The following is a 13,693-nucleotide window of genomic DNA, read 5'->3' as shown; positions in this document are numbered from 1 at the left end:
AGGTTGCAGCCTGCCGTTGTCGGGATTATTTCAGTAACAGATTGGCAATGGTCCGCACGCCAAGGCCTGTCGCACCGGCGGACCACTGATCGACCGCGCTTTTGCGATAGGTCGCGGAGCAGTCAATGTGCAGCCAGCCCTGCTGATAGTTGCTGACGAACCACGAGAGAAACGCTGCCGCGCTGCTGGCGCCCGCTGCATGTGCCGCGCTGGCGATGTTATTTAGATCGGCAAAGTTGGACGGCAGGTGGTTGCGGTGGAATTCGGCCAGCGGCAGACGCCAGAAGGCTTCATTCTCGCTGGTGGCGCTGCCCAGCAGCGACTCCGCCAGCACGTCGTCAAAGGTAAACAGCGCATGGTAATCGTTGCCCAGCGCGGTTTTCGCGGCACCGGTCAGCGTGGCCGCATCAATCAGCAGCTGCGGACGCTGTTCGCTGGCGTCGATCAGTCCATCGGCCAGCACCAGACGCCCTTCGGCGTCGGTGTTCATCACTTCCACCGATTTCCCGTTGCGATAGCGGATGATGTCGCCAAGGCGGAACGCGTTGCCGCTTACCATGTTATCGGCGCAGCACAGGAACAGCTTCACGCGTTTATCCAGGCCGCGCGCAATCGCCAGCGCCAGCGCACCGGTCACCGTTGCTGCGCCGCCCATGTCGGATTTCATCGAATCCATAAACGCGCTCTGCTTCAGGCTATAACCACCGGTATCAAAGGTGATGCCTTTGCCCACCAGGCAGGCGTACACCGGTGTGCTGTCGTCGCCGCCGGGGTTGAAGTCCAGCGTCAGCAGCACCGGCGGACGCGTCGAGCCGCGGCCTACGGTATGAATTCCGGCATAGCCCTGCTCACGCAGATCCTCACCTTTGATGATGCGATAGCTCACCGCGTCACCGCCTACTTCGCTGATCAGATCGATGGCGCTGTGCGCCAGCTGCTCCGGACTGAGATCTTCCGCGGGCAGGTTGATGGTGTCGCGCACCCAGTCAACGATCTTCAGGCGCCGATCGAATTCGGCCTGATCGGCCTCACTCAGCGTCGGCCATTCGACCTGACGCTGGCCTTTCGGGCTGCGGAAACCCTGCCAGAACGCCCAGCATTTCTCCAGATCCCAGCCTTCGCCGCTCAGCGCGACGTGGCGGATGCCCTGACCGTCCAGCTTGCGTCCGGCACGTTGAATGCTCATCAGCGCATCGGCACCGGTCAGGTGAACGGTCATGCCACTTTCATTGCTGCTCAGCAAGGCTTTCTCGCCCCAGCGCGCGTCGGCGGCCTGGGAGCTGAGCGTAATCGTCATGGGTTGTGTTGTCATCGCGTGGCTCCGTTTGCGTTTGTTATCCCTGCGCACTGACCGGCGCAGGGCGAAAATTTAGCGGGAAGTGGCCGGCGTCAGCGCCCGTAAGCGCGTTACCGCCTTATGTACCACCCCGATGGCATAATCGATCTCTTCCTGCGTGGTAAAGCGACCCAGCGAAAAGCGCAGCGAGCTGTAAGCCAGCTGCTGATCCACGCCCATGGCGCGCAGAACGTAGGAAGGTTCAAGGCTGGCAGAAGTACAGGCGGATCCCGACGACAGCGCCAGATCTTTCAGCGCCATGATCAGCGATTCGCCATCGACGTGGGCAAAACTGATATTGAGGATATTCGGCGCGCCCTGTTCGAGTGAACCGTTGAGCTGTACGTCGCTTAGCGTGCTGATGCCCTGCCACAGACGATGGCGCAGCGTAGCCAGGCGCGCGCTCTCGTCCGCCATCTCTTCGCGCGCGATGCGATAGGCTTCGCCCATGCCGACAATCTGGTGCACCGGTAAGGTCCCCGAACGCATGCCGCGCTCGTGACCACCGCCGTGCATCTGCGCGTCGATCTGCAGTTTTGGTTTACGCCGCACCCACAGCGCGCCGATGCCTTTCGGCCCGTACAGTTTGTGCGCTGAGAACGACATCAAATCCACCGGCAGCGCGCTGACGTCGAGCGGCAGTTTGCCCACGCTTTGCGTGGCGTCCACGTGGAACAGGATGTCGCGCGCGTGACACAGCGCGCCCAGCGCGGCGATGTCCTGAATCACGCCGGTTTCGTTATTGACGTGCATCAGCGACACCAGCACGGTGTCGTCGCGCAGTGCCGCTTCCAGCATCGCAGGCGTGACGATGCCGTCCGCGCCAGGCTGCAGAAAGGTGACGTCAAAGCCTTCGCGCGCCAGCTGAGCACAGCTGTCGAGCACCGCTTTGTGTTCGGTCTGACTGGTGATGATGTGTTTACCGCGCGCCTGATGCTGCTGCGCCGCGCCTTTGAGCGCCAGGTTATCGGCCTCGGTGGCACCGGAGGTAAACACGATTTCGCGTGGATCGGCGTTGATCAGTTCGGCAACCTGGTTGCGTGCCACGTCAACGGCCTCTTCAGCCTGCCAGCCAAAACGGTGGGAACGGGAAGCGGGGTTACCGAAGGTGCCATCCAAAGTGAGGAACTGCATCATTTTGCTGGCGACACGCGGATCCGCAGGCGTTGTCGCTGCGTAATCCAGGTAGATCGGTAATTTCATTGCGCTAAAACTCCGTATAAAAAATCATACGTCTTTATAGCACGATTCAGCCTCTCCTGGGTTAACAGCAGAGGCTGAACGAGAGAGGATCAGGCGCGCAGATTGACGTTGATGGTTTCCTGCACGCGATGCTGCTGGAAGCGACGGTTATCAACGCTGTTCTGTCGATCGGCCACGTCGAGAATCTCCTGGTTATTCACCAGTTCCGCCAGAGTGATGTTGTTGAGGAAGTCGCTGATACGCTCGCTCAGGTCGCGCCAAAGAACGTGGGTCAGGCAGCGCTCGCCGCCCTGGCAACCCTCTTTACCCTGGCATTTGGTGGCGTCAACGGATTCGTCCACCGCGGTGATCACCGCACCAACTGCAATCGCGCCGGCGTCTTTGCCTAACAGATAACCGCCACCCGGACCCCGCACGCTGGCCACCAGACCGTGCTTACGCAGACGCGAGAATAACTGCTCCAGATAGGAGAGCGAAATGCCCTGACGCTCTGAAATATCGGCCAGCGGTACCGGGCCCTCGTGCGAGTGCAGGGCAACGTCCAGCATAGCGGTTACGGCATAACGTCCTTTGGATGTCAGTCTCATAGCATACAACCTCGTAAGCGTCCGCCAGCGAGTCGGCGGGTTATCTGAAGAATGGAGGCCAGTCTGACATTCCCGAGTATTTTGGTCAACTATTTAACCGAGTATTTCGCTCAACTATTTAACCTGGTGTTTTACTCAACTATTACCCTTGTCGTTTTTGGGTTTTTCAAACGACGACAGCATGCCGCGCAGAATGTTGAGTTCGTCGCGCTCCGGACGCGCACGGGTATAGAGGCGACGCAGTTTGCTCATCACCTGGCTCGGTGTGCCCTGGCGGATAAAACCGCTGTTCAGCATCATCTGTTCGATGTGCTGATAGAAGCGCTCCAGATCGTCAACCAGCGGATACGGCGAGGCTTCGTACTGGGGCTGCGGACTGGCTTTCTCCTGCGCGTCCAGCCACGCCATGCGCACTTCATAGGCGATAATCTGCACCGCCATCGCCAGGTTGAGCGAGCTGTACTCCGGGTTGGCCTGAATGGCGACATGATAGTGGCACTTCTGCAGCTCTTCGTTGGTCAGGCCCACGCGCTCGCGGCCAAACACCAGCGCCACCGGCGCCTGCTGGCCCTCTTCCACGCTTTTGATGCCGCATTCACGCGAGTCAAGCATCGGCCACGGCAGCGAGCGCGAGCGTGCGCTGGTGCCCACCACCAGGCTACAGCCGGCAATCGCCTCATCCAGCGTATCGACGATCTTCGCCTCACCGATCACATCGCTGGCACCGGCAGCCAGTGAAATGGCCTGCGAGTCCGGTTTCACCAGCGGATTGACCAGATACAGGTTGCTTAAGCCCATGGTTTTCATGGCGCGGGCAACGGAACCCATGTTGCCGGTGTGCGAGGTTTCTACCAGTACGATTCGGATATTTTGCAGCATAATAGATAGCGATAAGGAAATGATGGCGCGCATCCTAACATAAAAGCAGGACATTTGCTGAACACCCTGATATACTCCGCGCCGTTTTCACCCCGTTCTTTAACATCCAGTGAGAGATACCGATGCATCCGATGCTCAACATCGCCGTGCGCGCAGCGCGCAAGGCCGGAAATTTAATTGCCAAGAATTATGAAACCCCGGACGCCGTCGAAGCCAGCCAGAAAGGCAGCAACGACTTCGTTACCAATGTTGACCGCGACGCAGAACGTCTGATTGTCGAAGTGATTCGCAAATCCTACCCGCAACACACCATCATCACCGAAGAAAGCGGTGAGCTGGCGGGCGACGATCAGGATGTTCAATGGGTAATCGATCCACTGGATGGCACCACCAACTTCATCAAACGTCTGCCCCACTTTGCTGTTTCTATCGCCGTGCGCATCAAAGGCCGCACCGAAGTGGCGGTGGTTTACGATCCAATGCGTAACGAACTGTTCACCGCTGTACGCGGTCAGGGCGCGCAGCTTAACGGCTATCGCCTGCGCGGCAGCACGGCGCGTGACCTCGACGGCACCATTCTGGCTACCGGCTTCCCGTTCAAGCTGAAGCAGCACGCTACGCCGTTCATCAACATCGTGGCAAAACTGTTTACCCAGTGCGCTGATTTCCGCCGTACCGGCTCTGCTGCGCTGGATTTGGCCTATGTGGCCGCAGGTCGCGTTGACGGTTTCTTTGAGATTGGCCTGAAGCCATGGGATTTCGCTGCCGGTGAACTGCTGGTGCGTGAAGCGGGCGGTCTGGTGACCGATTTCACCGGTAACCACGGCTATATGCTGTCTGGCAACCTGGTGGCCGGTAACCCGCGTGTGGTGAAGGCGATGCTGGCAAGCATGCGCGAAGAACTGAGCGAAGCGCTGAAGCGCTAAGCAAAAAAGGCGGCTAAATCAGCCGCCTTTTTTATTACCGACTTTATTACCGACGCTCGTGGGTTAACACGGTGCGCGGCTGGGTACGCCGACCGACACCACCGAGGACCGCCGCCAGCACCGCCTCGATCAGCATCATGAAGAAGGCAAACCAGCTGGCTTTCGCCGTTGCCGCCGCGGCTTTCTCTGCGGCTTCACGCGCTTTCTGCTCCGCTTCCTGCTTCAGCTGCTGATATTTCTGCATCGCCTGTTGATAGCTCTGCTCAGTCTGATTAACGATCTGCTCCGCTTCCTGATCGCTTTTTCCGGTCCGCGCTTTAATAATGTTTTTCAGCGCATCGCGGTCTGCCGCCTGCAGCGTATCGGCATGGCGACTCAGTACACCACGGATCCAATTGGCAATATCATTGTCGGCATTCTGTGGATTCTGTGCCGTCTGTTTCGCCTGGTTTTGCGCATTATTCGCTTCGCTATTTACATCCTGCTGTAAATTTTCCGGCTGCAATTCCGGTTTGCCCGTCTGGCGCAGCGTGGTCTGCAATTCATTTTGCAGATCATCAAGGTTGATATTATTTTCCTGCAGCTTCTCTTTCGCCATATTGGTTACCGAAGGTGCTACCGCAGAAATACCGTTACCCAGGGCGTTAAAACCGGAGCCTAAAATATTAAAGGCGCCACCGATAATACCGCTGGCAAGTGAGATCGCCAGCCACAGCGTAATCAATGTGCTGACGCCAAACATCAGCAGCCCGTGCAGCGCACCTTCGCGCTGTGCCAGCCGCCCGGCAACGTAGCTACCGACCGCCAGCGCAATCAGCATGCTGACGCCGGTCCAGATCAGCGCACCAGTGCCAAGGTGCTCCAGCGGATTTTGTTCCTGCTGCGGATCGATAGTCGTGGCCCCGATCGCTGTCCCCAGCAGCCCCAGCAGAATATGAATGATTAAGGCCGCAATCACCCCTGCAAATACGGCACTCCAGGAAATGCGTTTTAACGGAACACCGCCATGCGTTTCCACTACCGTTTCCGTGCTGCCATTATTAGTCCAGGTTTCAGGCATATTTATTTCCTCACAAACATTGACGATAAAGAGTAACGCATATAAGAGCACACCCTGTCCTTTTTGATATTATCTAGCGTAGACAGAGAAAACTCTTTTCACCAGATCGTCGGGCAAGAGAAATTAAACTCTGCGTCGCGGGCAAAAAAAAACGCAGCATATTCAGGGAACATGCTGCGCTTATTTTTTAAAGCGTATTAATTAAAAAGGACGCAGACCGCCACCGAAGCCGGGCGTAGCACTGTGCCATAAAATAAAGCCGGCCAGCAGCAACAGCAGGCTGCCAGCCAGCATCACGGCCGGCAACAACCATTCCGCTGCCCCTCTGCTGCTGACCCTGCCGAGGCGCACCGCCAGCACGCGCGAGCGCTGCACCAGCAAACCCAGCAGCGACACGGTGAGCGCGGTGCCCAGCGCCATGGTCAGCGCCGAGGCCACGCCCCAGCCATACACGCCAATCACTTTGGCAAACAACAGCATCATGATGGCACCGGAACAGGGCCGCAGCCCCATCGACAGCACCACCAGCGCCTGGGTTTTGCCGCTCACCGCACCGGCCAGCTGTTGCGCGCTCGGCAGGTGGGCATGACCGCAGCCGCAGTCAGCATGGTGCTGATGATGCGGCCGTACCGCGCGAATCTGGAGCCCGGTCGCCGGACGGAACGCGCGGCGTAACCCCTGCAGCGCGCGCCAGCCCACCCAGACGCCGAGCGCCATCACCAGCAAATAGCTGCCTTTCTCCAGCCAGTAACTGGTGAGATGCAGCTGGCGCGAGGAGGTTTGCAGCACCACCAGCATCAGCGTCACCAGACCAATCGCCACCGTGCCCTGCAACAGCGCCGCCAGCAGCGTTAGCTTCATGCTGGTTTTCAGCTGCGCCGGATGGGTAGCGAGAAAAGTGCTGATCACCACTTTGCCGTGGCCCGGCCCCAGCGCATGCAGCACGCCATAGGCCAGGCTGAACAGCATCAGCGTGACACCGGCCTGCTGCGGCTGCTGCGCCACCTGTTGCAGGAGCTGCGTCATCTCACGGTGCAGAACCTTCTGCCACACTACGCTTTGCAGCAGAATCTGCGGCCAGTGCAGCCACAGCATCCCGCCCGCAGAAATCAGCAGCGCAGCCAGCAGCCACAGCGGCCACCAGCGACGGGAAGCGCCAGGCAGTGAAATCAATGACATGTCAGGGTTACCGTCTGGGCAAACTGCTGGCCGAGATCCATATCCTCGGGCGGTGCGTCAGCTTTATCCAGCGACAGCGCGTACTGTTTTAGCGAGTCATTCGGTTTGGGCGTGTGTAAGTCAAACTGGCAATGGGCTTTCACGGTCTCATCCATTGTGATGGCTTGCGGATTGTCATAATACATATCAACAAAGTAACTGGGATCGAAGGTCTGGATGCGGTACTGCCTGGCGCTTAACGACTGCGGTTCACCGAACGGCACAATGAACTCCAGCACTGCTTTGTTGCCCTTGCGCGACAGCTGATACTCCTGCGGCAGGTTGAGAAATTTCACCCGATTTTTATCCTGCCACACTTCGGTAAAATAGTGCTGGCCCAGCACATTGGCCATTACCTGTGCCGCCAGCTTTTTCCACACCACCTCGCCGGGTTTGGCGTTGCCGGCATCGTACAGCAGATCGGCGGAGGTGATCTCGTCCATGGTCCATACCATCTTCATCGCGCTGAGATGATCGTCCTTACCGAGCAGTTCGGTCTGCATATCAATAAAGCTGTGTGGATGCGCCCACACGGTGCCGCTGAACAACAGCGTAAAGCTAACGAGCGCAATTTTCATATGTTATAAAGTAACAAATTTTAAAGTCAGAAGGATACCGGGCCAGAAAAAACTGTGACCCGCCCTGAAGCTCTGAACAAAAGTCATGACAAAGGCCAGGGTCAGCGCGTGGAGTTGGCTATTCTTAGCTGAAAAATGACCTGCGGATAACACGATTGATGAGTTCAGCGCATTCTACTGCTCCCCTCTTCAGCCGCGCCCAGCGTCGTTGCCATCTGCTGTTGCTGCTGTTTCTGCCTGCTCCCGCGTTAACGCTTGAAAAGCTCTGCCAGTTGAATGGCGTGGACCCTGTTGTCGCCCGACAGGATATCGCGGATGTCGGAGATGAGATACAGCGCTTTCACCAGCTGGAATTACACCAGATGGTGGATGGCAGCTTTCGCATTCATGGCACGGAACTGGACCGGCGTCTGTGCCTGCTGCACTGGCTGCGCCGCGCGCTGCGCCTGTCGCAGGATTTCGTCTGCACCCATTTTGCGCCGGCACTGCGCCAGCGGCTGAAGGTGCTGAAAATTGAGAAAGCGCTGTGGGATGAAACCAATCTGCAGGCGCTGATCCAGCACTGCAGCCTGCGGCTGGCGCGCGATTTCACGCCGCGCGACCGGCTTTTTCTGCAAATTTTCATGAAATATGCGCTGTGTCAGCGTCAGACGGCGCTGTTCAGCGAGCGCCAGCGCGCCTGGCTGGCGGCGAAGATTGAACGTAGCGCAGCGGATGACGTGATCCATCACTGGCAGAAACGTTGCCATCTGGCACCGGACGTCAGCGAAACCGATTTCTGGACGCTGCTGTTCAGCCTGATTCACGCGCCAGACGGCAGCCAGCTGGCGGACAGTCAGGCACACAAGCTGATGGCTGCGGTGGAAGCGCTGATTGCCCGCTTTGAGCAACTGGCGCAGACGCGCATCAAAAATCAGCAGCAGCTGAAGCTGCAGCTCTATACTCACCTGGCGCAGGCGCTGGATCGTAGCCACTTTGCCATCGGCATTGATAACAGCGTGGCGCTGGACGTGGCGCGTCTCTATCCGCGCCTGCTGCGTACCACGGCGCGCGCGCTGCAGCACTTCAGCAGCGATTTCGGCACGCAGTTTAGCGCGGAAGAAGTGAGCCTGGTGGCGGTGCAGTTTGGTGGCTGGCTGATGCAGGAGAGCGCGCTACAGGAGAAACAGGTGCTGTTACTGACCGGCGCTGACGCGGCACTGGAACAGCTGCTGGAGCAGCAGCTGCGGGAAATGATGCTGTTGCCAATCAATATTACCTATCAGGATATGCTGCACTTTCAGCGTGAAGGCGCACCGCGCGATGTGGCACTGGTGGTAACGCCCTACGCCACCGCCCTGCCGCTCTACTCGCCGCCGCTGATCCACGCTGAGCTGCCGCTGAGCGATCACCAGCAGCAGCGCATTCGTCAGCTGCTGGAGTCTTAAGCCGCGCGTGGCCGCAGGAACAGCGCCGGCAGCGCCACCAGCGCCATCACCCAGAACAGCTGGCCGTGCAGGTGAGTAAACAGCACGCCGCAAACCATCGTCATCACCGCGATGCCGCCGCCCATTGCCAGCGCCGAATAGAGCGACTGCAGACGAATCACCTCTGCGCCTTTACGCGCGGCAATAAAGCGCATCGCCGCCAGATGGCAGACGGTAAAGCTGCCGCAGTGCAGAATCTGCGCCACAATCAACAGCGGTAGCGCAGTGCTGGCACCCAGCAGCGTCCAGCGCACCAGCGCGCACACGCCGGACAGCAGCAGCAGATCGCGCGCGCTCCAGCGGCGAAACAGCCGGTTACTCAGGGCAAAAATCACGATTTCGGCCACCACGCCCAGCGACCACAGGTAGCCCACGACCGACGCGGAGTAGCCCGCTTCCTGCCACCAGATGGCGCTGAAGCTGTAATAAGCAGCGTGCGCGCCCTGCATCAGCGTTACGCACAGCATGAAACGCCAGACGCTGTTCTCGCGCAGCAGGTCGCGCCACGCCGCCCAGCCCCCGCTCGCTCCCTGGCGTAGCTCACCCTGCGGTCGGGTTTGTGGCGGCAGCAGCATGCCGGACAGCATCGCCAGCGCGCCGACGCTCAGCAGCAGCAGAATCACCTGCGATGACCAGGCGCTGACCAGCATACCGGTAAGCGCCGAGCTGATAACAAACGCCAGCGAGCCCCACAGCCGTACCGGACCATAGGCCAGCCCGATTTGCTGTGTCCAGGTGGCCGCCAGCGCATCACTCAGCGGCACCAGCGGCGAGAAGAACAGGTTAAAACCAATCATCACCAGCAGCAGCCATAGCCACTGACTGCCCAGCCAGAAACCGAGCGCGAACAGACAGGTCGCCAGCGCCAGCAGGCGCAGCGCAACAATCAGCTGCGCTGGATTTTTCACCTGCGAAGCAATCAACAGGCTGCCGGCAAAGCGCGCCACCATGCCACAGCCGAGCAGCAGGCCAATTTTTTCCGCATCCAGCCCGTTGCCTTTCAGCCACACGCTCCAGAACGGCAGATAGATGCCATAGCAGAAAAAGTAGGTGAAGTAGCTCAGTCCCAGCCACCTGGCCGATCCGATGGTCATGTTTCCTCCTGTTGACGCTCCGCCGTGCGCGGAATGGCCGTTACTTTCTCAAAGCCGCCTGCGAAAGGGAATAAAAAAAGGATGGCTTGCGCCATCCTTCTTCACACTGCGGGTTTAGCGCTTATCAGGCATAAACCGGCAGACGGGCACAGATATCCAGCACTTTCTGTTTGGTGCGCTCGATAGTGGCTTCGTCGTTGATATTGTCGAGAACGTCAGCGATCCAGCCCGCCAGTTCGCGCACTTCCGCTTCTTTGAAACCGCGACGGGTCACTGCTGGCGTACCGATACGCACACCGGAGGTCACAAACGGGCTCTTCGGATCGTTAGGTACGCTGTTTTTGTTCACGGTGATGTTAGCGCGGCCCAGAGCGGCATCCGCCTCTTTACCGGTCAGACCTTTGCTCACCAGATCGATCAGGAACAGGTGGTTGTAAGTACCGCCTGAGACGATGTTGTAACCGCGCTCCAGCAGCACTTCCACCATCGCTTTGGCGTTCTTCGCGACCTGCTGCTGATAAGCCTTGAACTCCGGCTCCATGGCTTCTTTGAACGCCACGGCTTTGCCGGCGATAACGTGCATCAGCGGGCCGCCCTGACCACCCGGGAACACCGCGGAGTTCAGTTTCTTGTACAGCTCTTCGTCGCCGTTTTTCGCCAGGATCAGGCCACCGCGCGGGCCGGCCAGCGTTTTGTGCGTGGTCGAGGTCACGATGTGCGCGTGCGGTACCGGGTTCGGGTAGACATCAGCAGCGATCAGACCGGCAACGTGGGCCATATCAACAAACAGCCAGGCGCCGATGCTGTCGGCGATTTCACGCATTTTGGCCCAGTCGCACACGCCAGAGTAAGCAGAGAAGCCGCCCACGATCATTTTTGGCTTGTGGGTCTGCGCCAGTTCGGCCAGCTCTTCGTAATTGATTTTGCCGGTTTCATCGATGCCGTAAGGGATAACGTTGTACAGTTTACCGGACAGGTTGACCGGCGAACCGTGGGTCAGGTGACCACCGTGTGCCAGGTTCATGCCCAGAATGGTGTCGCCCGGCTGCAGCAGCGCGGTATACACCGCGAAGTTAGCCTGGGAGCCGGAGTGCGGCTGCACGTTAGCGTAATCCGCGCCGAACAGCGCTTTGGCGCGATCGATCGCCAGCTGCTCAACGATATCCACATATTCACATCCGCCGTAGTAGCGTTTGCCCGGATAGCCTTCGGCATATTTGTTGGTGAGCTGTGAACCTTGCGCCTGCATAACGCGTGGGCTGGTGTAGTTTTCCGAAGCAATCAGTTCAATGTGCTCTTCCTGACGCACCTTCTCCTGCTCCATAGCCTGCCACAACTCGGCATCATAATCGGCAATGTTCATATCACGCTTTAACATCCGCATCTCCTGACTCAGCAACTTTTTAACGGCAGTTTAAGCCCCGGCTAAGGGGCGAAGGCCAACAGTGTAAACGGTTTTGCCAGGGGACGGTAGCGCCAATCCCCTCTTTTTACGCAAACGATTGGCAAGGCGCTGGCACGGGATTTTTACGCTTTTTAGCCGGGGAAGAAAACCGGATATTTGTTCATCAGCAGCGGGAAAATTTTTCAGCTTTGCGCGCCCGCCAGCAGATTGGCACTCACCACCCCAGACAAAACAGGGGATTTACAGTGCGCGGCAACAGGCATAACATGCATTTAAAATACATGTTTAAAATAACTCTGAGGATCAGCCCATGCTTGACGCGCAAACCATCGCCACCGTGAAATCTACCCTGCCCGCGATTGCTCAACTCGGCCCGCAGCTGACCGGTCACTTTTATCAGCGGATGCTGACGCAGCATCCCGAGCTGAAGAACGTGTTTAACATGAACAACCAGCGCAGCGGCAATCAGCGTGAAGCGCTGTTTAACGCGATCTGTGCGTACGGCAGCAACCTGGAAAATCTTGCGGTGCTGCTGCCAGCGGTGGAGAAAATTGCGCAGAAGCATGCCAGCCTGAATATTCAGCCGGCGCAGTACGCGATTGTCGGGGAAAACCTGCTGGCGACGATTAAAGAGCTGCTCAATCCAGGCGATGAAGTACTGGCGGCGTGGGGCAAAGCCTATGGCGTGCTGGCTGAGGTGTTTATCCAGCGTGAAGCAGCGATTTACCGTGCGTCGGAAGAAAAGGTCGGCGGCTGGCGCGGCGCGCGCGATTTTCGTATCCGTGCGATTACCGCGCAGAGCTCGGTGATCAAAAGCATTGAGCTGGTGCCGAATGATGGAGAGCCGGTGGCGGGCTTCCTGCCCGGTCAGTATCTGACCCTCAGTCTGCGCCCGGCGGACAGCGACTACATTCAGCACCGCCAGTATTCGCTGACGCATCTGCCGGATGGCAAAGCCTATCGCATTGCGGTGAAACACGAAGCGCAGGGCAGCATCTCCGGCTGGCTGCATCAGCATGCGAAGGTCGGCGATATCGTGCAGTGCGCCGCGCCGGCCGGGGATTTCTTCCTGCAGGCAGCGGCTCAGACGCCGGTGACGCTGATCTCAGCCGGCGTCGGGCAAACACCGCTGTTAGCCATGCTGGCCAGCCTGGCGGAGCAGCAGCATCCGGCCGCGGTATGCTGGCTGCACGCCGCCGAAAACGGCGCGCAGCACGCGTTTGCTGATGAGGTCGCAGCGCTGGGCGCGCAACTGCCGCGCTTTAGCCGCCACGTCTGGTATCGCCAGCCGCAAGCTGACGACGCGGGACGTTACGACGCGCAGGGTCTGATGGATTTAGCCACCGTCTCAACCGCACTGACCCAGCCAGAGGGTGAGTTCTGGATTTGCGGCCCGCTGGCATTCATGCAGTTTGTTGCGCGCCAGCTGACGGATGCCGGCATCAGCGCCGACCGCATTCACTACGAAGTGTTCGGTCCGCACAAAGTGCTGTAAATGAAAAAGCCTGCACGCGGCAGGCTTTGTGTCTGGTGAGGAGCGAAGGGCTCAGATGGCCTCTTCGTCTTCCTCGCCGGTACGAATACGCACGACGCGCGCCACGTCAAAGACAAAAATTTTGCCGTCGCCGATTTTACCGGTCTGCGCGGTTTTCATGATGGTTTCTACGCAGGTATCGACGATATCATCGCCCACCACCATCTCGATTTTCACTTTTGGCAGAAAATCGACCATGTATTCGGCACCGCGATACAGCTCGGTGTGGCCTTTCTGACGTCCGAAGCCTTTCACTTCGCTGACCGTCATCCCGGTGATGCCCACTTCCGCTAAGGCTTCACGCACATCATCGAGTTTGAATGGTTTGATAATTGCATCGATCTTTTTCATCACAGATCCTTTTTTCGCTCCCTCCATGATGGACGGGTAACTATGAGTATAAGTGT

At 58.5% G+C, this 13,693-nt stretch carries 13 protein-coding genes; 3 read left to right on the top strand and 10 right to left on the bottom strand.

Annotated elements, in window-relative coordinates; genetic code table 11:
• Positions 1 to 25: 25 nt before the first annotated feature.
• From pepB to trmJ, 4 genes are all read right to left on the bottom strand, one after another.
• A complete protein-coding gene (pepB, locus tag H7K56_RS10535; RefSeq protein ID WP_058758293.1) occupies positions 26 to 1,312 on the bottom strand; it encodes an aminopeptidase PepB in 1,287 nt (428 codons plus the stop codon).
• Between the two features lie 57 nt (positions 1,313 to 1,369).
• Positions 1,370 to 2,539 (bottom strand): IscS subfamily cysteine desulfurase, encoded by a 1,170-nt coding sequence (locus H7K56_RS10530; protein ID WP_136545942.1) that lies wholly within the window; start codon positions 2,537 to 2,539, stop codon positions 1,370 to 1,372.
• An 89-nt stretch (positions 2,540 to 2,628) separates the two neighbouring features.
• Positions 2,629 to 3,126: a Fe-S cluster assembly transcriptional regulator IscR gene (iscR, locus tag H7K56_RS10525; RefSeq protein WP_031279392.1), complete on the bottom strand. Its 498-nt coding sequence runs from the start codon at positions 3,124 to 3,126 to the stop codon at positions 2,629 to 2,631.
• 135 nt (positions 3,127 to 3,261) lie between these two features.
• Positions 3,262 to 4,005 carry a tRNA (cytosine(32)/uridine(32)-2'-O)-methyltransferase TrmJ gene (gene trmJ / locus H7K56_RS10520; protein WP_031279390.1) on the bottom strand — a complete coding sequence of 248 codons (744 nt, stop codon included), beginning with the start codon at positions 4,003 to 4,005 and terminating at the stop codon, positions 3,262 to 3,264.
• A gap of 122 nt (positions 4,006 to 4,127) precedes the next feature.
• Here trmJ and suhB point away from each other — a divergent pair, with 122 nt between their 5' ends.
• Positions 4,128 to 4,931, top strand: coding sequence for an inositol-1-monophosphatase (suhB, locus tag H7K56_RS10515; protein WP_058758291.1), 804 nt, complete (start codon positions 4,128 to 4,130; stop codon positions 4,929 to 4,931).
• 46 nt (positions 4,932 to 4,977) lie between these two features.
• On the opposite strand, the gene H7K56_RS10510 is transcribed toward suhB, so the two are convergent.
• From H7K56_RS10510 to H7K56_RS10500, 3 genes are all read right to left on the bottom strand, one after another.
• Positions 4,978 to 5,991, bottom strand: coding sequence for a hypothetical protein (locus H7K56_RS10510; protein ID WP_059009926.1), 1,014 nt, complete (start codon positions 5,989 to 5,991; stop codon positions 4,978 to 4,980).
• 201 nt (positions 5,992 to 6,192) lie between these two features.
• Positions 6,193 to 7,170, bottom strand: a complete 978-nt coding sequence (locus H7K56_RS10505) for a nickel/cobalt transporter (protein ID WP_150360868.1) — start codon at positions 7,168 to 7,170, stop codon at positions 6,193 to 6,195.
• On the bottom strand, positions 7,161 to 7,787 hold the full coding sequence (locus tag H7K56_RS10500) for a DUF1007 family protein (RefSeq protein WP_150360869.1): 627 nt from the start codon (positions 7,785 to 7,787) through the stop codon (positions 7,161 to 7,163). The genes H7K56_RS10505 and H7K56_RS10500 overlap by 10 nt, the downstream gene beginning before the upstream one ends.
• Positions 7,788 to 7,945: 158 nt before the next feature.
• On the opposite strand from H7K56_RS10500, the gene csiE reads away from it, so the two are divergent.
• Positions 7,946 to 9,214, top strand: coding sequence for a stationary phase inducible protein CsiE (gene csiE, locus H7K56_RS10495; RefSeq protein ID WP_058770857.1), 1,269 nt, complete (start codon positions 7,946 to 7,948; stop codon positions 9,212 to 9,214).
• Here csiE and H7K56_RS10490 read toward each other — a convergent pair.
• On the bottom strand, positions 9,211 to 10,347 hold the full coding sequence (locus tag H7K56_RS10490; RefSeq protein ID WP_150360870.1) for a 3-phenylpropionate MFS transporter: 1,137 nt from the start codon (positions 10,345 to 10,347) through the stop codon (positions 9,211 to 9,213). The genes csiE and H7K56_RS10490 overlap by 4 nt on opposite strands.
• Positions 10,348 to 10,471: 124 nt before the next feature.
• Complete coding sequence (gene glyA / locus H7K56_RS10485) at positions 10,472 to 11,725, bottom strand: serine hydroxymethyltransferase (protein ID WP_021506540.1); 1,254 nt, start codon at positions 11,723 to 11,725, stop codon at positions 10,472 to 10,474.
• 337 nt (positions 11,726 to 12,062) lie between these two features.
• Between glyA and hmpA the strand changes: the two genes are divergently transcribed.
• A complete protein-coding gene (gene hmpA, locus H7K56_RS10480) occupies positions 12,063 to 13,247 on the top strand; it encodes an NO-inducible flavohemoprotein (RefSeq protein ID WP_150360871.1) in 1,185 nt (394 codons plus the stop codon).
• A gap of 51 nt (positions 13,248 to 13,298) precedes the next feature.
• Here hmpA and glnB read toward each other — a convergent pair whose 3' ends face one another.
• On the bottom strand, positions 13,299 to 13,637 hold the full coding sequence (gene glnB, locus H7K56_RS10475) for a nitrogen regulatory protein P-II (RefSeq protein ID WP_007886217.1): 339 nt from the start codon (positions 13,635 to 13,637) through the stop codon (positions 13,299 to 13,301).
• Between the last annotated feature and the right edge of the window lie 56 nt (positions 13,638 to 13,693).

It is taken from the genome of Pantoea dispersa, from assembly GCF_014155765.1.
GTDB classification, from domain to species: Bacteria; Pseudomonadota; Gammaproteobacteria; order Enterobacterales; family Enterobacteriaceae; genus Pantoea; species Pantoea dispersa.
This window is presented reverse-complemented; position numbering and strand designations above follow the sequence as displayed.